Source organism: Sphingobacterium sp. KH_072 (assembly GCF_057837975.1).
This window is the reverse complement of sequence record NZ_CM174457.1, coordinates 588,765-612,284: the sequence shown is the minus strand read 5'-3', so window position 1 is coordinate 612,284 and position 23,520 is coordinate 588,765. Positions and strand designations below refer to the sequence as shown.

Here is a 23,520-nt window from a genome sequence, read left to right as displayed (position 1 = left end):
TTTATCAAAGTAGACTCCTATATTTGGACAGTTTTACTGTTTTGTATATATACATGAAAGCCTACTCGCGTCCGTTACTACTAATATTTGGGATATTATTGATCGATCAACTTTCTAAGTTTTGGATAAAGTTGACCATGACTATCGGACAGGATATCCCTGTACTGGGTGACAAATTCCTCATTCATTTCATCGAAAACAACGGAATGGCTTGGGGAATGGAGTTTGGCGGCGACTACGGCAAGCTGCTTCTTACCTTATTTCGTATTGCCGCTATTTGTGGTATCGGCTACGGTCTACACCACATGATCAAAAACAACTATCACAAAGGATTTATCTTGAACGTTGCTTTAATCATGGCGGGCGCTATGGGAAACATTATTGATAGTGTATTCTATGGTCGGATCTTTAGTGAAAGCACATTTTACCAGAAGGCAGAGCTGTTCCCTACTACCGGTGGCTACGCACCTTGGTTTCATGGCAAAGTGGTAGACATGTTGTACTTTCCACTTTTTGAGGGCACATTCCCTACTTGGTTTCCCGTATGGGGAGGAGAGAATTTCCTTTTCTTTAGTCCCGTATTCAATATCGCCGATTCGGCGATATCTGTGGGTGTGTTCTTGATCTTGATCTTTCAAAAAAGATACTTCAAAGAGGAAGACGAACAAAAATCCGAAAAGAAAGCCGCAACGGTTTAAAATAGAATCTAACTACTAACGAATATCCTATGTCTTTTTCGCGCTATACCTTCTGGATGATGGCTCTCTTCCTATTGTTGGGTACACCTGCTGTGCTGGCGCAATCGAGCAAAGCGATCCTGAAGCAACATATTTATTATCTGGCTTCTGACGAAATGAAAGGCCGAGAAACGGGAAGCGCAGAAGTAGAGCAAGCAGCACAATACATTGAAGAGGCATTTGAAAACTATGGTTTGCAACCCAAGGGAACAGATGGTTATCGTCAGGATTTTACCGCTAAAATCAGACGCGTACCCGTCAAAGACTCTTTGCGCAATGCAGCTAATATTATTGGTTTTCTAGATAATGGTGCAGCGAAGACGATCGTAATCGGCGCACACTACGATCACTTGGGGCACGGTACGATTGGTGGATCGCGCGATACGTTGCATATTGGCGAAATTCATAATGGCGCAGATGACAATGCATCCGGCGTAGCCGGATTGCTAGAGCTGGCACGTCACTATAGTCAGAACGAGGTGAAAAAATCTTTTAACCTGCTCTTTGTTGCCTTTGGCGCTGAAGAATTGGGTTTATTAGGTTCTAAGCATTTCACACAAAATCCTACTATTCCTTTGGATCAGATACATTGGATGCTGAATATGGATATGATTGGCCGCTATCAACCTGAAAATGGATTAGCGATCATTGGACATGGCACCAGCCCAGCATTCGTCGAAATCTTTGACGGCGTTACCAGCGACATCAAATTTTACACGAGCAAAGATGGTAACGGTGGATCAGATCAAACCTCGTTTTACAAAAAAGATATTCCGGTATTGTTCTTCCATACTGGAGGGCACCCCGACTATCATATGGCCAGTGATGATGCCGATAAAATTGACTATAAAGCATTGCAATCCATCGTCGATCTGGAAATAAAAATCATCGACAAATCAATGCATGTGGCAACAATGCCCTTTCAGTGGACCAACTAATTTCCCTTCGCTATGCGCGTACTCATCACCGGTTCTAATGGATTTCTTGGACAAAAGTTAGTGAAGCGATTAGCAGCAGAATCAGGCTACAGCTTATTTTGCACTTCCGGTTCAGCAGATCGTATTGGTTCCGAGATTCCTCATGACTTCTTACAAGCAGATTTCAGCAATCCTGTCGCTTTATTAGAGGCCATAGCCAGTTTCCGACCGACACATATTATCCATACCGCCGCCATAAGTAGTGTAGATATCTGCGAAAAATATCCTGCGCAATGTCAAACCGTGAATGTAGATATCGTTCGTGAGTTGGCAACTGCGGCAAAAAAGCAAGATATTCACCTCACCTTTCTGTCTACTGATTTTGTCTTCGACGGACAGCAGGGACCTTATATCGAGACAGATGCCACTGCAGCCTGCAATGCATATGGACAAAGCAAAATTGATGCGGAGAAGATGCTGCAAGAATCGGGTTGCCGACATGCCATTCTACGTACCATCTTAGTATACGGCACGCTCAATAAAGGCAGTAGTGCGCGTAATCTCGTTATCTGGGCAAAAGAAGCTTTAGCCAAACAAGAAAGCATTCGTATTGTATCGGATCAATGGCGCATGCCGACGTGGGTAGAAGATCTGGTGGAAGCCTGCCATCTGGCCGCTAAACAACAAGCGACCGGCATCTACCACATCAGTGGTGATATGATGCTTTCTGTGGAAGAAATCGTACGCGAAGTGGCTGATTATTGGAGTTTGGATCAGTCGCTGATCACAGCGATCACGGCGCAAGAAATTGGCCAAGGTAAAAATCGACCCCGAAAAACAGGATTTGTCTTGGACAAAGCCAAATGTGAACTCGGCTACACACCTACCCCATTTCGCGAATCTTTACAGCGGATCGACGAAGAATTAAACAGCATTTAAAAAATTGATGACCATGCAAGCAAAACCAGCCAATCATTCCTACACCGAGATGAACGAATTGGTACTACCAAATGATACCAACACCTTTGGAAATCTGATGGGCGGAAAACTACTCTACTGGATGGACATATGCTCGGCGATGGCCGCACAGAAACACTGCAATAATGTGGTCGTTACCGCATCGGTAGATAATGTTTCGTTCAGAAGATCAGTCAAACTGGGTGAAGTCGTAACAATTAAAGCACAAGTTACCCGTGCGTTCAATAGTTCTTTGGAAGTGAGGATGGAGGTTTTTGCACAAAATCTACCGAAAGGTACGATGGAAAAATCCAATGAAGCCTATTATACCTTCGTGGCGTTGGATGAAGAAGGTAAGCCAAAAGCAGTGCCCACGCTAATTCCAGAAACGGAAGGTGAAAAGGCATTGTACACCTCCGCATTGCAAAGACGCGAACTGCGACTCATATTATCAGGAAAACTAAAACCAGAGAATGCGGAAGTATTGCAAGATCTGATTGAGTTATTTCAAAAAGGAGAATAGCTAACGCTTAGCTATTCCCCATTTCTACAATACGGTCAAATTCTGCTTGTTTGAGCGGCATCACCGATAAACGGCCTTGCCTCACCAAGGCCACATCTTCTAACATTTTATCTGCTTTGATGGCTTCCAAAGTTACTGCACGCTCAAAAGATTGTACAGGCGCCAAATCTACGACCACCCATTTCTCATCTTTGGTTGTAGGATCTTGATAGAATTCTTTCACGACCTTGGCCATGCCAACCACTTCCTTGCCTTCATTGCTGTGATAGAAAAGTACGAGATCGCCTTTCTTCATCGCTTTCATATTATTGCGCGCTTGGTAATTGCGCACACCATCCCAAAAAGTTTGACCATCCTTATTAAACTGTTCCCAACTGTATTTGAAGGGTTCGGACTTTACTAAAAAGTAATTCATATCGCTGGAATGATTTAATAGTTTAAAGGTTGATCGCTTAGCTTTGCTGCTCTAGTACTTCCATCTTCTCGGCAAAATGAGCACAGTAATCGCGCAAATCTCCGATTACTTTCTCTGCCATCGGATCACCACCAGAAGCGCGTAAAAAGGAATCGCCAAGCGTTTGCACCGTTTCATAAAAGAAACGTTTCATCTCATCGTAAGGCATATCTTTGGTCCATAAATCAATCCGCAATGAGTTCTTATATTGCGCATCCCACAACGCTAAGAACATCGCTTTAGATTCCATCTCATCGGATGTCTCGCCATCGGATGAAGACCAACGGATTATCTCGGGAACATTTTTATCATCTAACTCGACATTGAGTTTTATTTCTGCTTTCTTCATATCTCTTACTAAAAATTATAAACGTGTTTTATAGCAACCTTTTCCAATTCTAAAAGGGTGATTACTTACATGATTTTGATGAGCACAGCACATACCGCTGTGAATAGAATAAACGTGATCTGCATCCACCACAGTTTTTGCGTATCTCGCGCCCACAGCCTACACAAAATATCAACGACCAGCACAACAATAACTAATAAGATCAGCCACCCCCAAGAAAATAGCGCTTTGCCCTCCTCTCCTAATTCGGAGATAGCCCATACTAAGATGCATGCCAGTACGATATTTAAGGGCGACAATCTCATCGGCGCTTTGCAGGCTTTTTGGTGCTCCGTTTGTTACCGCCGCTACCAGCCTTGGTTTTTTTTGGTCTCGGGGTGAATTTTTTCTCGTGAAATGCGCCTTTAAAGTCTGGATTTTCCCTACGCATCTGCATATCGATCTCCCGAGCAATGGCTTGCCGTTCATCAAAACCCGTTGGCTCTTCAATCACCCCTTCTGGCAGTTCCATAACAGGAATAGTCTGCCTAATCAATTTCTCGATTTTCTTCACATAATATTCTTCGGCCGGATTGCAGAATGTAATGGCATCGCCATTATTAAATGCCCGACCCGTACGACCGATGCGGTGTACATAATCTTCGATGACAATAGGCACATCAAAATTGATGACGTGACTTACATTGGAGACATCCAGACCGCGAGCCGCTACATCGGTAGCCACCAAAATGCGGATATCACCTTCTTTAAAGGAGTTGATCGAATTGATCCGTGTATTTTGTCCTTTATTGGCATGGATAACACGCACTGTATCCGATCCATATTTGCGGTTCAGGTATACAAAAATATTATCAGCTACTGTTTTGGTCTTACAGAAAACGATCACGCGGTGAAATGCTTCATCGTCCTTAAATAAAACCTGCAATAAATTGAGCTTCGTTCTCAGGTTAGGGGCTTTATACAGTACTTGCGTAACCGTTGCTGCTGGTGTAGCTTGCTCCGTTACTTCAATCACGGTCGGGAAGGCAAGAAAATCGCCCGCAATCTTGCGCACCAGTTCACTCATGGTTGCGGAGAAGAGCATATTTTGCCGTTTTCTAGGCAGCACTTCCAAGATGCGGTGAATTTTGCCGATAAATCCCATATCCATCATCTTATCGGCTTCGTCCATCACCAAGAATTTAATCATTTTGGTCTGGACATGCTCAGAAAGGTATAGATCTAAGAAACGACCTGGTGTGGCAACGATAATGTCACAGCCTTTTTCCAGCTGTTCTTTCTGCGTTTTAGGACCAAGGCCGCCATATAATAAGACGGTACGTAAGTCTAAATAAGTAGAAAATAAACGAATTTGCTCGTCGATTTGCATCGCCAATTCGCGCGTAGGCGATAAGATTAGCGCCCTCGGATGGTCACCTTGCGCATACTTGAGTGCCATTAACAAAGGCAGCACAAATGCTGCTGTTTTTCCGGTGCCCGTTTGGGCAATCCCCATGACATCTTGCCCTGATAACAAAGGCGTAATCGCCTTTTGCTGAATTTCGGTAGGCACGGTATAACCCGCCTCCGTAATCGCGTTCAACAGTTGTCTGTTGAGTTTAAAATCTTCAAAAGATGCCATTTTACAAAGATAGTAAAACCTACGACAACCCGTGTACAGGATGCTAATGGCGATGTCATATCAATTGGTTTTGTTTTCAGGAATATTTGCGCGAATTTTGTCAGGACTATATAAACACAACACACATGAAAAGAATAACGTTTATCTTACTGCTATCTGTAGTAAGCCTTGCTGCTTGGGCAGATGAAGGAATGTGGTTTTTGATGCATCTCAAAAGGCTTAATGAAGCCGACATGCAGAAAAAAGGACTGCAGCTAACCGCAGAAGAAATTTACAGCATCAACAACTCCAGTATCAAAGATGCCATCGTACAATTTAATGGCGGCTGTACGGCAGAGATTGTGTCTAAGACAGGTCTAGTATTCACCAATCATCACTGTGGCTACGGCGCGATCGCGGAGCTCTCTACACCAGAAAAAGATTACCTAACAAACGGTTTTTGGGCTCAGAACTATCAAGAGGAATTGAAGCCGAAATCGCTTTTTGTACGTTTCTTTGTTCGTATGGATGATGTCTCCAAACGTATCTTGGGCTTGGTGAACAATAGCATGAGCGAGAAAGAACGCGAGCAAGTGATCAACAAAGAAATCGCGAAGATCGAGCAGGAAAACAGCGAAGGTGGCAAATACGTCGTGTCTGTCCGTCCGTTTTATAATGGCAATGAATATTATTATTTCGTATACCAAGATTATACCGACGTACGCTTGGTCGGTACGCCGCCAAGCAGCATCGGAAAATTTGGTGGAGATACCGACAACTGGGAATGGCCGCGCCACACCGGAGATTTCTCGGTATTCCGTGTATATGGCGACAAAGATGGTAATCCAGCACAATACGCGGCCGAGAATGTGCCTTTAAAACCAAAGTATTCTTTGCCAATAAGCATTAAAGGAATCAAAGAAGGCGATTTCTCTATGATTCTGGGCTATCCGGGCAGAACGAATAGATGGATGAATGCAGCCGGTATTGATCAGAATGTGAAATTTGCGTATCCAGCATGGGTAGAAGCCTCGAAAGTTGGTATGGATGCCATGAAAAAACACATGGATCAGCAGCAAGAAGTAAAGCTAAACTATGCTTCTACCTATTCTGGCGTAGCCAATTATTGGAAAAACCGTCAAGGAATGATCGATGCATTGACCAAGCATGGCACTGCGGCTACCAAACATAAGCAAGAAAAACGCTTTGCGAAATGGGCAAATCGGAAAGAAAACAAGGAATTGTACGGCCAAGTCATACCGACGATCAATGCGTACTATGCTGCGACCAATGCAAAAGCGCGCCATGATAACTACTTGACTGGTTTGTTACGTTCTTCGTCACTGGCGGCTATTCCATCTTCGTTGGGCAATGGGCTAATTCAGTATAGTAACGAAAATGAAGCGAAGCGCCAAGAAATGCGCCCTCGGTTGGAAGCGTACATTACGAACAATTACGAGAAGATGTACTTACCTTTAGAGAAGGATGTACTAGCAAGTGAATTGAACCTCTATACGGCTAAGGCAGGTGACGTTGCACCTTATTTTGTGACGATGGCCAGCCAAAATCAAGGAAATTTTGCAGCAGATATTGACGCCGCAGTAGAAAAAAGCCTTTTTAAATCGATGGAACGACTCACCGCTTTTCTGGATAATCCAGATGCTGCAACGGTAGAAAATGACCCTTTATTTCAGCTATCATCTGCCCTAATGCAGAAGTACCGAGAGACTTCGCCAGAGCTCGAAAAAGAGAAAGATGCTTTCCAAACAGCGCAACGCCTGTATGTAAAAGGCGTATTAGAGATGGATCCGCAAGGAAAATATTATCCTGATGCAAATTCTACATTACGCTTAACTTACGGCAGTATTCGTGCACTTCCTAAAGATAGTCGCAATGATGCGACCGTAAATAACTACACAACATTAACCGGAACAATTGCAAAGTATGTGCCTGGTAATGAAGAGTTTGACCTACCTAAAAAGTTAATAGAGCTAGAGAAAAACAAGGACTATGGACGCTATGCTGACCAAGCCGGACACATGCCGGTCAACTTCTTAAGTGACCAAGATATCACTGGTGGAAACTCCGGATCTCCCGTATTAAACGCTAAAGGTGAATTAATTGGCATTGCATTTGACGGTAATATTGAAGCAATGGCAGGAGATGTCATTTTCGATCCTAAATTGCAACGTACCATATCAGTGGATATTCGCTATGTATTATTTATCATTGATAAGTTTGCCGGAGCAAAAAACATTATAAATGAACTGACAATTGTAGATTAATATGCTTTAAAGGCATATTGAGATAAAAAACTAAAAAATTACTTTTTAATAGAACCTTTTGTATATTTATCCTATCTTAGGATATCATCTAGGTAAAAAACGACTTTTATATTAATTATTTATTATTGTATTCAAACATGAAAAATTTCAATCAACTTAAAGACCTTCTTACTTCAATCGAAGGTGACGCTGACAAGTTCTTCAACAATGGCAACGCTGCTGCGGGAACACGTGTACGTAAAGGACTACAAGAAATCAAAACTTTGGCTCAGGAAATTCGTAACGAAATCACTGCAGCAAAGAATGACACAAAAAAATAAGGTTTCACACCTTATTCTTCAAGATAAATGAGCTCAGTACTTAGAAGGTGCTGAGCTTGTTTGTTTATTGGGGGTGAATAGAAGAGTTGAGGGAGTTGATAAGGCAAGTCTTTGAGTAAAAGAACCCCTTCTCCTCCACGCAAGGAGGACCGACACGGCGATCTATTTTACTGAATTACAATTATACATCAAAGATTGCCACACCATCGTTCCTCGGTTTCGCAATGACGTAGTTATAGAGCATAAAAAAAGCAAAGACGAATTATTCGCCTTTGCTTTCTATATTATACCGTATTAGGAAAAACGCCTAACTCGAAATGAATCTATACCACTACTTCCTCACCTACAAACTCATCATACAAGGACGCGAATGCTTCATAATCCTCATCTCCTTGTGTAGGATGTAATCGGATACCTTGTTCCTGTACATGCTGAAGAATGGCATGATCTGCTGGCAGACCTGCATTGATGACCACATCTGTGAAGGAAAGTGCTCCCTTGTAAAGATCCGTATGCGATCCGTCGCCATAGCGAGCAGCATCCTCTGCGGATAGATCAGATTGACCAGCCATTTCACCTAACTTAGCAGACAATGTATCTCCTTCCACAAAATCTTCTTCGTACAAAGAATAGATGATTTTCGTGTCTTTGAATGCTGGATCCTGATTGTATACATTTTTGATGTAAGCAGGAATCATTGCAGAAAACCAACCATGACAGTGAATCACATCTGGAGACCAGCCTAATTTTTTGACGGTTTCGATTGCACCTTTTCCAAAAAACAAAGCGCGCTCGTTGTTGTCGCTAAAGAATTTACCCTGCTCATCGCGGAAAATCTTCTTTCTTTGGAAAAAATCTTCGTTATCTAAAAAATACACCTGCATGCGTGCAGCCGGCAAAGATGCCACTTTAATAATCAAGGGATTATCATTCCCATCCACTACGATGTTCATACCAGACAGACGAATTACCTCGTGAAGCCTATTTCTGCGCTCGTTAATACATCCGAAGCGCGGCATAAGGATACGGATTTCGAACCCGCGTTCCTGCATTGCTTGGGGTAATTGACGTGTGATTTCAGAAATTTTGCTTATTTCGAGGAAAGGCGACATTTCATGGGTTACAAACAATATTTTCGTTTTTGCCATCTCCACTTACTTTTTTTGTTTTGATAAATAAAATCGGTGTACAAAGATACGAAATTTTATCATTTCTACCAATCTATTGCTAATCATGGTTTTATAATTCCAAAAATATTATGCACCTTAGCAGGCTATTTTACCGAATACAGACGTGGAAATTTTCGTTACACCAAGCGCACTAAAGCAACATTTAGCAACCCTCCAGCAACAAGATAAAAAGATCGGCTTTGTACCTACCATGGGCGCATTGCACGACGGACATATTTCGTTGATACAAGAAGCTAAAGCGCTTACAGATGTGGTCGTATGCAGTATTTTTGTAAATCCCACCCAATTCAACGACCCCAAAGATTTAGAAAAATATCCACGCCCAATAGCGCATGATAAAGCGTTATTAACTGCAGCTGAATGTGATATTTTATTCTTGCCAGAAGTAGCGGTGATGTACCCGGAGAATGAGCCACATTGGGAGATCGATTTAGGCAGTCTCGAGAAGGTCTGGGAAGGTGAACATAGGCCTGGGCATTTCCAAGGCGTGACACAAATTGTGTACAAGCTATTTCAATTGGTGAATCCAGATATCGCTTTTTTCGGCCAGAAAGATTTTCAGCAAGTGATGGTGATCCAACGAATGATTGCCGAAAAGGGTTTAGGAGTAAAACTGCATATTGTACCTACCCTTCGCGATGGGCACGGACTAGCATTAAGCTCCCGCAATGCCCGACTTTCGACTCTTGGCTTGGAAAAAGCGCTTAGCTTATCAAAAGCGTTGAGGCACATTCAGCAGTATGCACAGGAAAAAGATGTGCAAACGTTGATTGCGGAAGCAACACAAATAATCGAGCAGGTAGCAGGCCTAGAACTAGAATATCTAGCCATCTGTGAAACGACTACGCTCGAACCCAGCACAGAAATCCATGCAGAAAAGGAGTATGTAGCACTTGTAGCCGCATGGTTAGAAGGTGTGCGCCTGATCGACAATATGCTGCTACAGTAACCTTGTTTTCTTTTCGTCAATACAGTGTAAATACAGGAATTCACAAGCCGTTACCTATTTCCACCCTATCGAAAAAAGCCGTAACTTTGCGCCATGATGATCGAAGTGATGAAATCCAAGATCCACCGTGCAAAGGTGACGCAAGCCGAATTGAATTATGTCGGTAGCATTACGATTGATGAAGATCTAATGGATGCGGCTAACATTATAGCCAATGAGAAGGTACAGATTGTAAATAATAACAACGGCGCTCGCTTTGAGACTTATGTGATCAAGGGCGCTCGTGGCTCTGGCACGCTTTGTCTAAATGGCGCAGCAGCACGATTAGTACAAGTAGGTGACGTAGTAATCATTATTTCGTACGCTTGGATGACACAGGAAGAAGCGAAGCAACATGAACCAGCATTAGTTTTCCCTGACGATCACAATCAATTGATCTCTTAGAATAATTAATATATAACACATCGATAACGGTCAAAATCAAATGCTGTAGCAGAACATGATTTTGACCGTTTATCATACATAAAGAACTTCAAACACTAAATTCTATGAAATTTTTCAAGTTAGCACCTTCGCTACTTTTCGCATGTTTAACGCTTTTTTCATGTTCCTCCGACGACAACATGACTCCTTTTGATGCAGAAGCACAATTAGCGTTGGAGAAAGAGACAATCAAGACATTTGTAGCTCGAGAATACCCGAATGCGATTGAAGATAGTACGGGGATATGGTATGAACTGTTAGACACGGCCAATTCAGCTACATTTAATTATAAGTTCAATCAAAATGGCACGGAGATAATTCCCAACGTTACGGTAAACTACAAACTTCAATTGCTTAATGGCACAGAAGTAGATAAAAACCAAACAACCGAGGGCTTTACTAGCCGTTTGAATGGCTTGATTACTGCTTGGCAAATCGCATTTTATCCACGTGCTGTAGGAAATCAAATTCATCTGGGATTGACCGCTAGAGGTCTTCAACCGGGTGATACGATGCGAATTATTACCCCATCATTCTATGCTTATCGCAATAGAAATTCTGGACCTATTCCAGCAAATTCTCCCTTAATTTTTGAGATTAAAGTTCTTAAGATCGTAGACTAATAGTATCATGTATTGATGCCCTAATTAGGGCATCAATACAAATGTAGCTAATACCTTAGACTCCGCATCTTTCAATTCTAAGCGATCATTTTGGATCGTATAGCTCTGTACCAACGGGAATAACTTTCCAAACCCATCTTCTACTTCCATATTATTCTCACAATACATCTTTGTAGACATTCCCATCGATAAGGTGAGTTGATTACCTTGCTTGATCTCGTACTGTCCACCTATCCCGTTACAGCCAGTAATAGCACCATAGCGTTTATCGGCTGATGCAAATGTAAGCGACGGCACTTTTCCATTAATTTCTTTCCGAACCGCTTTTCCCTCTAACTCCGTGAGGCGCCAAGTCACATCTTCTAATGCCGCAGCGGGATCAGCAGCGCCACTCTTCTTAGACATACTGCAGGATGCAAATAATACACTAACGACTACTAACATACTCCAAACATAATTTTTCATAGTTCTTCTTTTTTGAATAAATATATACGAACAATCTGATGACATTGCTACATAAAAACGACAATATCTATCGACATTTACACCACTTTATCAAAGCGTTTTCATTAAGTTTGCATCTAGTTAAGAATTGTTCTAAAAACATTGCACGAACTTCTATCCCATATCATCCCGCCAGTAGCAATATTTCTTTTTATTGCCACATTTACGTTGTTTGCCGTATATGCAGAACGTAAAATCGCCGGTTTTGTTCAGGATAGGCTCGGGCCAATGGAAACGGGTAAGCATGGTTCATTACAAACCATAGCCGACATTCTCAAATTACTTCAGAAAGAATTCATCACACCGACGGTAGCCGATAAGATCTTATTTGCGCTCGCTCCTATTGTGATTTTTATAGCCGTTTATATTGGTTTCAGTGTAATTCCTTGGGCACCGGGTTTTGCGCCAGCAAATACAAACACGGGCTTATTTTTCATCATGGCCGTGATCTCCATTGATGCATTGGGTATTTTGATGGCCGGCTGGGGATCGAATAACAAATATGCCTTATTAGGTTCGATACGCGCGATTGCACAAATGTTGTCTTACGAAATTCCGATCGGTCTTTCCTTGATTGCCGTGGTGATGCTGTCGCAAACTCTAAATCTCAACGACATCGCCTTCAATCAGGGTATTTTAGCGACGCAGGACATCAAATTTCTAGGTATCTGGAACGTCAATGAGGTCGGTGGCCTATTGGCTTGGAACATCTTTCAAGCGCCGCACCTGCTATTTGTATATCTTATTTTCTTTATCGCCACGTTGGCGGAATGTAATCGTGCGCCATTCGATATTCCGGAAGCGGAAAGCGAACTGATTGGCGGTTTCCACACCGAGTATGGCGGTATTCGCTTTGCTTTCGTATTCTTAGCCGAGTACGCGATGATGTTTTTGGTATCCATGCTAGGCGTGGTGCTTTTTCTAGGCGCATGGAATACACCGCTGCCAAACATTGGCGCATTGACATTGGCGACCTGGACTACTGGTCTTTATTGGGGAATCTTTTGGACGATTTTCAAATCAATGCTTATTGTGGGTGTACAAATGTGGATTCGCTGGACATTGCCGAGATTCCGAGCCGACCAGTTAATGAACTTGTGCTGGAAGATTTTGATTCCGGCCGCTTTTGTAGGTATGGCTATTTCGGGATTGTGGCGTATATTGGTAATGGTATAATTTTAAACGTGTCTGCTAAGTGATCTTAAAAACTACACTGTATGGATTAAAGACCGCTGTCAAAGGATTACTTCTGACGGTGAGACACTTCTTTGCCGCTGGCAAAACAAGAAAAAATCTCGATATCCGAGCAGATGGTTACTTTGACAAGCAAGATGGTACAGTCACCATTCAGTTTCCGAAGCAAAAAATCCCTATTCCAGAAGTAGCACGCTACCAATTGGACGTAGAAATGGCCGACTGCATTGTCTGCGATTTGTGCGCCAAAGCTTGTCCGGTGGATTGTATCGCTATTGAATCGATTAAATCGCCGGAGGCGATTGGCAAAACGTCGGATGGCAGCGTAAAAAGACTGTACGCCGAGAAGTTTGAAATTGACATGGCCAAATGCATGTACTGCGGATTATGCACCGTAGTATGCCCGACGGAATGCATTACCATGACCGATCAATACGACCGCACCACTACGAAATTAACCGATTTGATCTACGGCTTTGGCGAGATGACCGATCAAGAGATCGTGCAACGCAAGGAAGAGTGGACACGTTTTCAAGCTGAGAAGGAGGCGGCAAAATCTAAAAAATAATGGAACTCATTCTTTTTTATGCTTTTGCATTTCTAGCGATTACAAGCGCATTATTGGTCGTCAGCCTCAAAAATACGGCACGTGCCCTTTTTCTATTTTTCATTGTGCTATTCGCCATGGCCGGCTTGTATCTCTTCGCCTTGGCCGATTTTGTGGCTATTACCCAAGTACTGGTGTACGTGGGTGGCGTACTAATTTTAATGATCTTCGCCTTTATGTTGAGCAACAAAGAATTGTTGACCGATCTGCAAGATCTCTCCGGATCCTTCATCCAATTACCCAATTGGCAATCGCTGGCACTTTCGCTAGGATTTTTAGGGTTGATGGGCTACGGAATCTGGCAGTGGGATCAAACCTATTCGCCGGCTTGGATGGAACAAAATATGAGAACCGGACAGATCATCCTCTCTAGAGATAACAACATCAATCAGCTCGGCATGCTATTTATGTCGCGCTACATATTGCCTTTTGAGATTATTTCCATCTTTCTGATGATGACTTTGATTGGCGCAGCGCACATTGCTAGAAAGGGGGAAAAAGAATGATTCCCATTACGCATTTCTTAGCGGTAAGTGCTTGTATTTTCTGCATTGGTTTATATGCCGTGATCTCTAAAAGAAACGCCATTATGATCTTGGTCGGTATCGAACTGATGATCAATGCTGCCATTCTCAATTTGGTGGCCTTCGGCCGATATGATAAAGCAGACTATGGAGGCCAAGTATTTGCTTTATTTGCGATTGTACTGGCTGCGGCGGCGGTAGCTGTGGGCTTGTCCATAATCCTGATGGCCTATCGAAAATATAAAACCATTAATCCGGACCAAATCACAGATCTGCGCGACTAATGATGAATTTGCAACACATATCACCCATACATGCCAGCTTAGCGGTGCTGCTATTTCCATTCGCGGCATTTCTTTATCAAGCTTTGCGCGGCAAACAAGATCAATCGGGCATCGTAGGTTTGCTCGCTATTCTGCTGAGTACCGCAGCAAGTGCATTTTTCGTTTTCTTCCCTATTTGGCAACAAACACCTGTGGAAGCCACTGTTTCTTGGTTTACGGTCGGAAAACATACTTTTTCAGCGGGCATTCTGTTGAATAATTTGACCGTGCTGATGCAACTGTTGGTCTGTATCATTGCCTTGCCGGTGCATATGTACTCGCGCATTTACATGAAAGGTGATCCGGGCATTCATCGTTATTGGATGTACCTCAGCCTTTTTTGCTTTGCGATGCTAGCGCTTTGCGTAGCCAATAATTTATTGTTGATGTACGTATTTTGGGAATTGGTAGGATTTGCGTCTTACCTACTCATTGGATTTTGGTTTACCAAAGATGCCGCCGTACAAGCCAACAAAAAGGCATTTATCGTGAACCGAATCGGTGATGTCGGTTTCTTAATTGGCATTGCTTTGGTATATGCACACATGGGAACACTGAACTTGTCTGAACTATTTGGCAAGCAAAGCCCGCTTTTTGAACAGATTCCTTTATGGCATACCGAGCGATGGATGAGCTATGCTGGGCTCGCCTTTTTTGTCGGAGCAATGGCTAAATCCGCACAATTTCCGTTACACGTTTGGTTGCCCGATGCGATGGAAGGACCAACTTCGGTATCGTCACTTATTCACGCAGCTACAATGGTCGCGGCCGGGGTATTTTTATTGGCCACCGTCTTCCCATTGTTCAATGAAAGCATACTTTTAGTCATCGCTATAATCGGCACGATTACCGCACTCACCGCATCCTATTTTGCGCTGGCGCAACAGGATATTAAAAAAGTATTGGCCTTTTCGACCATATCCCAGCTTGGATTTATGGTAGTCGCTGTCGGAATTGGCGCTTGGAATGCCGCGATTTTTCATTTGGTCACGCATGCCTTCTTCAAATGTCTGCTTTTCCTTTGTGCCGGAGCGATCATTCATGAAATGGCACATGCGATTCCTGCTGCCGCAAAAGTAGACCCACAAGATATGCGCAACATGGGCGGATTGCGCCGCTTTATGCCATACACGTTCATCTTAATGGTGATTGCTTCGCTAGCATTAGCCGGATTCCCGCTTACTTCTGGTTTTTTATCCAAAGATTCGATCGTTATTGCGGCTTTCGAATGGGCAGTCGAGCGTGGTGGTGCTTATATCATCATCCCCATTATATTGGTATTGGTAAGTTTTCTTACGGCATTTTACATCGGTCGAATGATTTTCAAAGTGTTTTTTGGAAAACCCAAATTGTGGAGCGAGGAGAAAGTTACGGTATTTCATGAAGCGCCGAAAGGGATGCTGATCCCGATGGCTTTTCTTGGTTTGTGTTCGCTTTTCTTTGTATTCTCGTTCAATCCAATTTCCCACCAAAATGCAGCGCTGATGCAGGGCTTGACCTTACTAACGGGATTTCAACCGATCGATTCACTACATATGTTTATTCCAATCGTACTCATCACGGGCTCAGCAATCGGTTGGTGGTTGGGATATCGCTGGTACGTACAAGGCAAATATCCTTTTCAGGAAAATAATGCTTGGGTGCAACACGCACAAAAGCAAGGTTATATCAACGAGTTTTTTCAGCTCATCATTGTACGAAGTACGCTATATCTTTCGCGTGGTTTGTACTGGTTCGATCATTATATCGTAGACGGATTAACAGCTGGAGCGGCTAGCGCGACCCGCGCAATTGGTCGTGTATCGGCATGGATCGATCGTAATCTGGTCGATGGATTGGTTAACCTCGTTGCGCAAACGAGCTATTATGGCGGACATTTGCTGCGCTGGGTACAAAATGGGCGCTTACAAAACTACATGGGCTTTGCGTTTACGATGGTTTTATTTGGCATACTTTATTTGGTTTTAAGATAACATGGGATTTTTATCTATACTCATATTCCTACCCTTACTCGCGGCATTAGTCATGTTACTACTGCCCAAATCTGCGGCGGCAAGTGCGAAATATTTGGCTTTGGCTGCGACAGCTGTGCAATTACTGTTGACCGGATATTTGTATGTGCAATTTGATGCCACGCAGGCGGGCATTAACGATATCAACAGCTTCCAATATGTCGAGCAATTGTCGTGGATTCGTTTGCAAATCGGTGCGGATAAGCTTTTAGAAATTGACTACTTGCTAGGGTTAGACGGCTTGTCGCTGCCGCTGATCGTATTGAGTGCGGTCGTGATGCTCATGGCGATTGGTGCATCTTGGAATATTACGAAAAGTGTCAAAGGTTATTTTGCATTGCTGATGCTGTTAAATACCGCCGTAATGGGCGTGTTCTGCGCATTGGACTTCTTCCTTTTTTACGTATTTTATGAGGTGATGCTCTTGCCTCTTTATTTCCTGATCGGGATATGGGGTAGTGTGAGACGAGAATATGCGGCGGTCAAGTTCTTTATCTATACTTTATTGGGATCGGTCTTTATGCTATTGGTGATCGTCGGTTTGTATTTCTCAGTCACCAATCCGGCTACGGGCGCCAACACATTCAACATGTTGCACATGATGAATCCGGCCAATTACGGCGAAGAATCTTTCTTTGGCTGGGTGCGTAATTTCCACGAAATATTTGGCATTCCAGCGCGCTTGATCGGTTTTATCATTTTATTTATCGCCTTCGCGATCAAAGTACCTATTGTACCCTTGCATACTTGGCTTCCCGACGCACACGTGGAAGCTCCTACGCCTGTTTCTATTATATTAGCTGGTATTTTATTGAAAGTCGGCGGATACGGCATCCTGCGTGTCTGTATCGGCATTTTTCCAGATATGGCGGCGCAAAGCAATTGGTGGCTCGGATTAATCGGTGTCATATCCATTTTATACGGGGCATTTAATGCGTTAGCACAAAAAGATTTAAAACGTTTAATTGCCTATTCTTCTGTGTCACACATGGGTTTTGTGTTGCTAGGTATCGCAACGCTAACGACTGAAGGTATTTCGGGTGCCATGTTCCAAATGGTTAGTCACGGTTTTCTATCCGCCGCCTTATTCTTCTTGGTGGGTGTGATCTACGACCGCGTACATGATCGCGATATTTACAACTTCCGCGGTTTGGCGAGCCATATGCCGCGTTACACCGTTTTTGTCGCTATTGCCTTTTTTGCGTCGCTAGGACTTCCTGGTTTTTCTGCTTTCATTGGCGAAGCCTTTGTGATTATTGGCGCATTCAATAGTGAATCGGTTGGTACTGGGTTGCCGCGTTGGATGGCCGTTGGAGGTTCAATCGGTATTCTGCTTAGCGCGGTTTATTTCTTGTGGACTTTACAGCGTATGTTTTTTGGACAAACCCGATTGAAAGGTGGCGAAGAATGGGCGACTGCATTGACGGATGTTACCGCTCGGGAACAAATCATCTTGTATCCAGCACTGGCTTTAGCTGTTATTTTAGGCATCATGCCATCCTTGGTATTTACGCCATTGAATGAAAGCGTGATGCGTATTGTCTCTGTGGTTTCATCATTTCTATAGGTCGTATTCGCTATGTATGAATTTGCTCCTCAGATTACGCCCATCATTGACCATATTATCGATTCGGTTCGTTCTTTCCGGCCCGAGCTCGCGATAAGCATCGCTTTTATAGGTACGATATTCTGCAGCCTTTTTGCTGATCGCTATTGGAAACAAGCTTCGTTCAGCTTTTTCTTGATCGGATTATTAGCTGCTGGCTACCTGACCTATGTTCAAAACATAGAGAATGCACCCGTATTTTTTGACATGCTGCGTGTCGATGCTTTTTCCCAAAATGCGCGACTAATTATTTTATGTAGTGTAGCCATTATTGGCGTGTACATTCAGCAATATGGACATGATCAGTTGCCCAAGAAACGGATGGGCGATATCTATTCGATCTTATTGGCCACGACCTTAGGTTTGCATTTGCTGACCTTGACCACGCATTGGATCATGGCATTTATTGCGGTAGAAATGGTGTCTATAGGTTCATACGTACTCGTCGCCTACTTTGCGCAAAACAAAAAAGAATCTGAAGCGGCGATGAAATATGTATTGTTCGGATCTACCTGTGCAGCATTTATGCTGTATGGACTTTCCTTGCTATATGGTTTTACGGGCTCGTTGGATTTCACCAGTATCGCGCAGATGAAAGGCATGATTGCCGCTCCAATGGTATTGAGCACCGTAGCGCTGCTTTTCGTGTTTGTAGGCATTGGCTTTAAGTTGGGTTTCGTACCTTTTCATGTGTGGACGCCCGATGTGTATGAAGGTGCTCCCACTCCCATTACGGCATTTTTGGCGACTGTTCCTAAGGTCGGTGCCATTGTATTATTTAGTCGACTCATATTAGCTTGGACAGCGAGTCCATTTTATTTTGGAGAAGTGACCTTGCACTTCTTGTGTTTTGTCGCTATCGTTACGATGCTGATTGGTAATTTGGTTGCATTGCGGCAGCAAAACATCAAACGATTGATGGCCTATTCTTCGGTCGGGCATACGGGTTTCCTCTTGTTAGCGGTATTGAGCTATGTACATCATGAACCTGAAGTACTGTTCTTTTACTTGGCGACCTACACGCTGATGAATTTGGCCGTTTTCGGCTTCATTATGATCTTGGAAAAACAAACTGGATCGGCTAATCTGTCGGATTATGCTGGCTTAGGCAAGCGCTTTCCCATCTTGTTTACGGCTCTTACATTTGCAGGCATATCCTTAGTTGGCCTTCCGCCTACGGCGGGCTTTGTTGGAAAGCTTTTGGTATTCACCACTATCTTCGATATCTACCAAACATTGGATCAATCCATGTACTTGTATTTACTGATTGTGGGTGTGTTGACATCCGTTATTTCCTTGTTCTATTATTTGAAAATTCCGCTTTATGGCTTTTTACGCCAAGCACCTTCTGGTGCTACAGTGGATTTACGCGTCAGGATTTCTCGTCCTATCTGCGGAATAGCCCTGTTTTTCACGGTGCTATTATTAGTATTTGGTCTTTTCCCTGATTTGTTATTGGATTTCTTTCGCCTTCCGTAAGATCAGGCTTTGTGTTGGTGCTTTTCATCCATCATCCCGCAAAATAGGCCAAATTTTTTCCGGTTATAATAGTAAATTTGCACTCAATATAGATACTCACTTACCCTAGTAATGATTAAGAAACCACTTTTCCCGTACAACCCTAAATATCCTTCTGTAGCTGATTTGAAACGCCGTGCCAAATGGCGTATTCCAAAATTTGCTTTCGACTACTTACAAGGAGGCTGTAACGAGGAACTTAATCTGGAACGTAACGAATCGGATTTCGATAATATATACCTGAAACCACATTACTTGAAAACGGGTGGGGAGATCGATATGTCTGTCGAATTATTTGGCCGTACTTACAGTGCTCCATTTGGTATTTCACCGATCGGTTTGCAGGGCTTGATGTGGCCTAATGCACCAGAAATATTGGCAAAAGCTGCCGCAAAACATGATATTCCCTATACACTAAGTACAGTATCGACTTCGAGTATCGAGCGCATTGCCGAAGTATCGGATGGAAAAGCGTGGTTTCAATTGTATCATCCTACGGAAGATCGCTTGCGCGATGATATTCTCAACCGGTTGAAAGCGGTATCCTGTCCGGTATTGGTTGTGCTGGTTGATGTGCCTTCTTTCGGTTTGCGCTATCGCGAAATTAAAAGCGGATTATCGATGCCACCAAAGATGAATATCGAAAATATATTCCAGGCGATGATTTGTCCGGAGTGGGGCATCAAGACCTTGCAACATGGAATTCCATCTTTCGCCACCTTGAAACCGTACATGGAAAAAGGGTTGGATCTTAGCCAACTTGGTCAGTTTATGAATAAAACATTCACCGGTAAGGTGAATATGGAGAAAGTAAAAGCCATCCGTGACCTGTGGCCTGGACCATTGGTATTGAAAGGTATCGCCAGCGAAGAAGATATGGAAGGTGCAATCAGCTTAGGGGTGGATGGCGTCATTATTTCTAATCATGGTGGTCGCCAAATCGATGCGGGTGAATCTTCGTTGATTTCTCTAATTAAGCTGGCTAACAATCCAAAATATACCGGCAAGTTAAAAATCATGATGGACGGCGGTATCCGCTCGGGTGTGGATCTTGGAAGAGCGCATGCAGTAGGATCTGAATTTAATTTTATGGGCAGGCCATTTATGTATGGTGTGGGCGCGTTGGGCGACGAAGGAGCCGATCATACGATCAATCTATTTAAAGCGCAACTCTATCAGGTGATGCAACAGTTGACTTTGGAAAAGGTGAGCGAATTCCCGACAAGACTCATTCGCTAAGGGACAGCATGAACCTATATTTCTGTGCTCAAAAAATCTGTATCTTTGCGGCATGATTACAGCAGAGCGATATCACGATATATCTTGTGGCCACCGCGTGGTGGGGCACGAAGGCAAGTGCCGGTTTTTACACGGGCACAATTACCGGATTCACTTTGTGGTAGCTGGAGAGCAACTCGATGAAATCGGTCGTGTGCTGGATTTCTCAGTCATCAAAGAAAAGCTCTGTATGTGGTTGGAAGAATATTACGATCACAAGTTTCTGATCTGGGAGCAAGACGAATTGCTACCGCAACTGCAATCACTTAGTGGCGAAAGCTTGGTCGTCGTACCATTCAACCCGACGGCTGAAAATATCGCCCAGCATCTGGTGGAAGTAGTAGGACCTGCACAATTGGCCGGCACGAATACCAAGTTGATTCTCTGTAAAGTGGAGGAAACCGCTAAATGTGCGGCAACCTACCAGCTTACTGAGTAAGATTTTTGTTTATTCGAAGCGTTCTTTATACGCATTTTCTAAGCTAAACATTTCGTCACGCAGCTTCGCTGCCTCCAAAAAGTCCATATTCTTGGCCGCTTTCTCCATGCGCTTGCGAACGGTTTCGATGGCTTTGTTCAAATCCTTCTCGCCCATGTATTCGATTAAAGGATCTGCCGCCACCAAGCTCCCTGCTTCTGGCTCTATGTATGCTTTGGCTTCCCCACCTTTCAGATCAGCGACGGACGTTTGTCCAATAATCTCTTCACGAGATTTTCCAACGGTTCTCGGGGTGATACCGTGCTTCAAATTATAAGCCATCTGCTTCTCACGACGACGGTTGGTTTCCTCAATCGTGACATTCATACTATGCGTCATTTGATCGGCATACATAATCACACGCCCTTTATCATTCCGCGCTGCACGACCAATCGTTTGGATCAGCGATCTTTCGGAGCGTAAGAAACCTTCTTTATCCGCATCCAAGATTGCTACGAGCGTTACTTCTGGGAGATCTAGTCCTTCACGCAACAAATTCACACCCACCAACACATCAAATTCTCCTAAACGCAAGCCACGCAAAATCTCGACCCTTTCCAGTGTTTTCACCTCGGAGTGGATGTACCGCACCTTGATATTTAAGCGATTCATATACTTCGTCAACTCCTCTGCCATACGCTTGGTCAGCGTCGTAACCAAGATTCGACCACCTTCCTTGATGGCTTTATCGACTTGTTCTAATAAATCATCGACTTGGTTGACTGCCGGCCGCACCTCAATAATCGGATCCAATAAACCCGTTGGCCGAATCACCTGTTCCACCACCACGCCTTCCGTCTGTTGCAATTCATAATCACCCGGCGTAGCCGATACGTACAGCGTTTGGTTGGTCAGAGATTCAAACTCTGGAAAGTTCAGCGGTCGATTATCCAGCGCTGCGGGCAAACGAAATCCGTGCTCTACGAGTGAAATCTTTCGCGATCGGTCACCGCCATACATAGCGCGTACCTGTGGAAGCGTCACGTGGCTTTCATCAATCACCAACAAATAGTCTTTCGGGAAATAATCCAGCAAACAGAAAGGACGCATACCGGGCGTGCGGCCATCAAAAAACCGAGAATAATTCTCAATACCCGAGCAGTATCCGAGTTCACGCATCATCTCCAAATCATAGTTGACACGCTCCTCTAGACGTTTTGCCTCGAGCAACAAGCCATCGCCTTCTAATTGTGTTTTGCGTTGCATAAGCTCTTCCTGAATCTGCCAAATGGACTCGGTAAATTTCTCTTTAGGCGTTACGAATAAATTAGCTGGGAAAAGTGCCAGATCTTCGTGCTTTTCCAACGTCGTACCCGATACGGGATCAATGCTGCTTAGCTCTTCAATCTCATCCCCGAAGAAAGAGATGCGATAACCCGTGTCCAGATAAGCCGGATAGATATCCACGGTATCCCCTTTCACTCGAAAGGTTCCGCGTTTGAAATCGGTTGTCGTGCGCGCGTAGAGAATTTCCACCAAGCGGTGCAAAAAAGCATTGCGTGACACCGTCATCCCTACGCCAAAACGAAAGATGGACCGAGAGAAATCTTCTGGATTACCCATACCATAAATACAGGATACAGACGATACCACTATCACATCGCGTCGGCCAGACATCAATGCCGAGGTCGTAGCCAAGCGGAGCTTTTCGATCTCCTCATTGATCTGCAAATCCTTCTCTATATAGGTACTAGTTGAAGCAATGAAAGCTTCTGGTTGGTAATAATCGTAATAACTCACAAAATACTGCACCGAATTATTCGGAAAGAACTGCTTGAACTCTCCGTACAACTGCGCTGCTAACGTTTTATTGTGACTCAAGATCAACGTCGGCTTCTGCGTTTGCTGAATCACATTGGCCACCGTAAACGTTTTACCGGAACCGGTTACTCCCAACAGTGTTTGATACGTTTCTCCTGCGTTCACACCATGCACAAGCTCTTTAATGGCTTGCGGCTGATCTCCGGTAGGCTGGTATTCTGATGTTAATTCGAATTTCATGTGATAGCAATGTAAGCGATTATTATTACAATAACAAGGCGCTGGAAAAAGGGTTTTCGTAAACTATTCTAGCCCATGTTTGTTTAGC

25 protein-coding genes are annotated in these 23,520 nt (G+C 43.6%); 18 read left to right on the top strand and 7 right to left on the bottom strand.

From position 1 onward, the window contains the following. Positions 1–53: 53 nt before the first annotated feature. From AC3IRT_RS02865 to AC3IRT_RS02850, 4 genes are read left to right on the top strand one after another with little or no spacing between them, the layout of a single operon-like run. Positions 54–698 carry a lipoprotein signal peptidase gene (locus tag AC3IRT_RS02865; protein WP_489395032.1) on the top strand — a complete coding sequence of 215 codons (645 nt, stop codon included), beginning with the start codon at positions 54–56 and terminating at the stop codon, positions 696–698. Between the two features lie 29 nt (positions 699–727). Next, on the top strand, positions 728–1,675 hold the full coding sequence (locus tag AC3IRT_RS02860; protein WP_489395031.1) for a M20/M25/M40 family metallo-hydrolase: 948 nt from the start codon (positions 728–730) through the stop codon (positions 1,673–1,675). 12 nt (positions 1,676–1,687) lie between these two features. Continuing rightward, positions 1,688–2,593, top strand: coding sequence for an SDR family oxidoreductase (locus AC3IRT_RS02855; RefSeq protein WP_489395030.1), 906 nt, complete (start codon positions 1,688–1,690; stop codon positions 2,591–2,593). A gap of 13 nt (positions 2,594–2,606) precedes the next feature. Beyond that, positions 2,607–3,134 carry an acyl-CoA thioesterase gene (locus AC3IRT_RS02850; RefSeq protein WP_489395029.1) on the top strand — a complete coding sequence of 176 codons (528 nt, stop codon included), beginning with the start codon at positions 2,607–2,609 and terminating at the stop codon, positions 3,132–3,134. 7 nt (positions 3,135–3,141) lie between these two features. Here the strand turns inward: AC3IRT_RS02850 and AC3IRT_RS02845 are convergent, their stop codons facing one another. From AC3IRT_RS02845 to AC3IRT_RS02830, 4 genes are all read right to left on the bottom strand, one after another. Beyond that, positions 3,142–3,549, bottom strand: a complete 408-nt coding sequence (locus AC3IRT_RS02845; protein WP_489395028.1) for an EVE domain-containing protein — start codon at positions 3,547–3,549, stop codon at positions 3,142–3,144. Positions 3,550–3,586: 37 nt separating this feature from the next. Then, complete coding sequence (gldC, locus tag AC3IRT_RS02840; RefSeq protein WP_489395027.1) at positions 3,587–3,937, bottom strand: gliding motility protein GldC; 351 nt, start codon at positions 3,935–3,937, stop codon at positions 3,587–3,589. A gap of 65 nt (positions 3,938–4,002) precedes the next feature. Beyond that, the gene (locus AC3IRT_RS02835; protein WP_489395026.1) at positions 4,003–4,236 is read right to left on the bottom strand and encodes a hypothetical protein; all 234 of its coding nucleotides are present in this window, start codon (positions 4,234–4,236) and stop codon (positions 4,003–4,005) included. 2 nt (positions 4,237–4,238) lie between these two features. Continuing rightward, a complete protein-coding gene (locus tag AC3IRT_RS02830; RefSeq protein ID WP_489395025.1) occupies positions 4,239–5,558 on the bottom strand; it encodes a DEAD/DEAH box helicase in 1,320 nt (439 codons plus the stop codon). 125 nt (positions 5,559–5,683) lie between these two features. On the opposite strand from AC3IRT_RS02830, the gene AC3IRT_RS02825 reads away from it, so the two are divergent. Both AC3IRT_RS02825 and AC3IRT_RS02820 read left to right on the top strand, forming a co-directional pair. Then, positions 5,684–7,822 carry a S46 family peptidase gene (locus tag AC3IRT_RS02825; RefSeq protein WP_489395024.1) on the top strand — a complete coding sequence of 713 codons (2,139 nt, stop codon included), beginning with the start codon at positions 5,684–5,686 and terminating at the stop codon, positions 7,820–7,822. A gap of 137 nt (positions 7,823–7,959) precedes the next feature. After that, entirely contained in the window at positions 7,960–8,142 is a 183-nt protein-coding gene (locus AC3IRT_RS02820) for a histone H1 (protein WP_489395023.1), read from the top strand. 323 nt (positions 8,143–8,465) lie between these two features. Here AC3IRT_RS02820 and AC3IRT_RS02815 read toward each other — a convergent pair whose 3' ends face one another. Beyond that, positions 8,466–9,290, bottom strand: a complete 825-nt coding sequence (locus AC3IRT_RS02815) for a glycogen/starch synthase (RefSeq protein ID WP_489395022.1) — start codon at positions 9,288–9,290, stop codon at positions 8,466–8,468. A 145-nt stretch (positions 9,291–9,435) separates the two neighbouring features. On the opposite strand from AC3IRT_RS02815, the gene panC reads away from it, so the two are divergent. From panC to AC3IRT_RS02800, 3 genes are all read left to right on the top strand, one after another. Then, positions 9,436–10,281, top strand: coding sequence for a pantoate--beta-alanine ligase (gene panC / locus AC3IRT_RS02810; protein WP_489395021.1), 846 nt, complete (start codon positions 9,436–9,438; stop codon positions 10,279–10,281). Between the two features lie 93 nt (positions 10,282–10,374). Beyond that, complete coding sequence (gene panD / locus AC3IRT_RS02805) at positions 10,375–10,725, top strand: aspartate 1-decarboxylase (RefSeq protein ID WP_489395020.1); 351 nt, start codon at positions 10,375–10,377, stop codon at positions 10,723–10,725. A gap of 104 nt (positions 10,726–10,829) precedes the next feature. After that, positions 10,830–11,387, top strand: a complete 558-nt coding sequence (locus AC3IRT_RS02800) for an FKBP-type peptidyl-prolyl cis-trans isomerase (RefSeq protein ID WP_489395019.1) — start codon at positions 10,830–10,832, stop codon at positions 11,385–11,387. A 24-nt stretch (positions 11,388–11,411) separates the two neighbouring features. Here the strand turns inward: AC3IRT_RS02800 and AC3IRT_RS02795 are convergent, their stop codons facing one another. Continuing rightward, complete coding sequence (locus tag AC3IRT_RS02795; protein ID WP_489395018.1) at positions 11,412–11,852, bottom strand: META domain-containing protein; 441 nt, start codon at positions 11,850–11,852, stop codon at positions 11,412–11,414. A 141-nt stretch (positions 11,853–11,993) separates the two neighbouring features. On the opposite strand from AC3IRT_RS02795, the gene AC3IRT_RS02790 reads away from it, so the two are divergent. The 9 genes from AC3IRT_RS02790 to AC3IRT_RS02750 all read left to right on the top strand — a co-directional run bounded on the left by AC3IRT_RS02790 (position 11,994) and on the right by AC3IRT_RS02750 (position 21,392). Further along, complete coding sequence (locus tag AC3IRT_RS02790; protein WP_489395017.1) at positions 11,994–13,067, top strand: complex I subunit 1/NuoH family protein; 1,074 nt, start codon at positions 11,994–11,996, stop codon at positions 13,065–13,067. A 22-nt stretch (positions 13,068–13,089) separates the two neighbouring features. Next, on the top strand, positions 13,090–13,653 hold the full coding sequence (locus AC3IRT_RS02785; protein ID WP_489396093.1) for a 4Fe-4S binding protein: 564 nt from the start codon (positions 13,090–13,092) through the stop codon (positions 13,651–13,653). Continuing rightward, complete coding sequence (locus tag AC3IRT_RS02780) at positions 13,653–14,198, top strand: NADH-quinone oxidoreductase subunit J family protein (protein ID WP_489395016.1); 546 nt, start codon at positions 13,653–13,655, stop codon at positions 14,196–14,198. The genes AC3IRT_RS02785 and AC3IRT_RS02780 overlap by 1 nt, the downstream gene beginning before the upstream one ends. After that, positions 14,195–14,500 (top strand): NADH-quinone oxidoreductase subunit NuoK, encoded by a 306-nt coding sequence (nuoK, locus tag AC3IRT_RS02775; RefSeq protein ID WP_489395015.1) that lies wholly within the window; start codon positions 14,195–14,197, stop codon positions 14,498–14,500. Before AC3IRT_RS02780 ends, nuoK begins: the two co-directional genes overlap by 4 nt. Then, a complete protein-coding gene (nuoL, locus tag AC3IRT_RS02770; RefSeq protein WP_489395014.1) occupies positions 14,500–16,512 on the top strand; it encodes an NADH-quinone oxidoreductase subunit L in 2,013 nt (670 codons plus the stop codon). The genes nuoK and nuoL overlap by 1 nt, the downstream gene beginning before the upstream one ends. A gap of 1 nt (position 16,513) precedes the next feature. Further along, positions 16,514–18,118 carry a complex I subunit 4 family protein gene (locus AC3IRT_RS02765; RefSeq protein ID WP_489395013.1) on the top strand — a complete coding sequence of 535 codons (1,605 nt, stop codon included), beginning with the start codon at positions 16,514–16,516 and terminating at the stop codon, positions 18,116–18,118. A 12-nt stretch (positions 18,119–18,130) separates the two neighbouring features. Then, on the top strand, positions 18,131–19,636 hold the full coding sequence (locus AC3IRT_RS02760; protein ID WP_489395012.1) for an NADH-quinone oxidoreductase subunit N: 1,506 nt from the start codon (positions 18,131–18,133) through the stop codon (positions 19,634–19,636). Between the two features lie 111 nt (positions 19,637–19,747). Continuing rightward, positions 19,748–20,914 carry an alpha-hydroxy acid oxidase gene (locus AC3IRT_RS02755; RefSeq protein WP_489395011.1) on the top strand — a complete coding sequence of 389 codons (1,167 nt, stop codon included), beginning with the start codon at positions 19,748–19,750 and terminating at the stop codon, positions 20,912–20,914. Positions 20,915–20,966: 52 nt separating this feature from the next. Beyond that, positions 20,967–21,392 carry a 6-pyruvoyl trahydropterin synthase family protein gene (locus tag AC3IRT_RS02750; RefSeq protein ID WP_489395010.1) on the top strand — a complete coding sequence of 142 codons (426 nt, stop codon included), beginning with the start codon at positions 20,967–20,969 and terminating at the stop codon, positions 21,390–21,392. A gap of 9 nt (positions 21,393–21,401) precedes the next feature. Here the strand turns inward: AC3IRT_RS02750 and uvrB are convergent, their stop codons facing one another. Continuing rightward, positions 21,402–23,432: an excinuclease ABC subunit UvrB gene (gene uvrB / locus AC3IRT_RS02745; RefSeq protein ID WP_489395009.1), complete on the bottom strand. Its 2,031-nt coding sequence runs from the start codon at positions 23,430–23,432 to the stop codon at positions 21,402–21,404. Between the last annotated feature and the right edge of the window lie 88 nt (positions 23,433–23,520).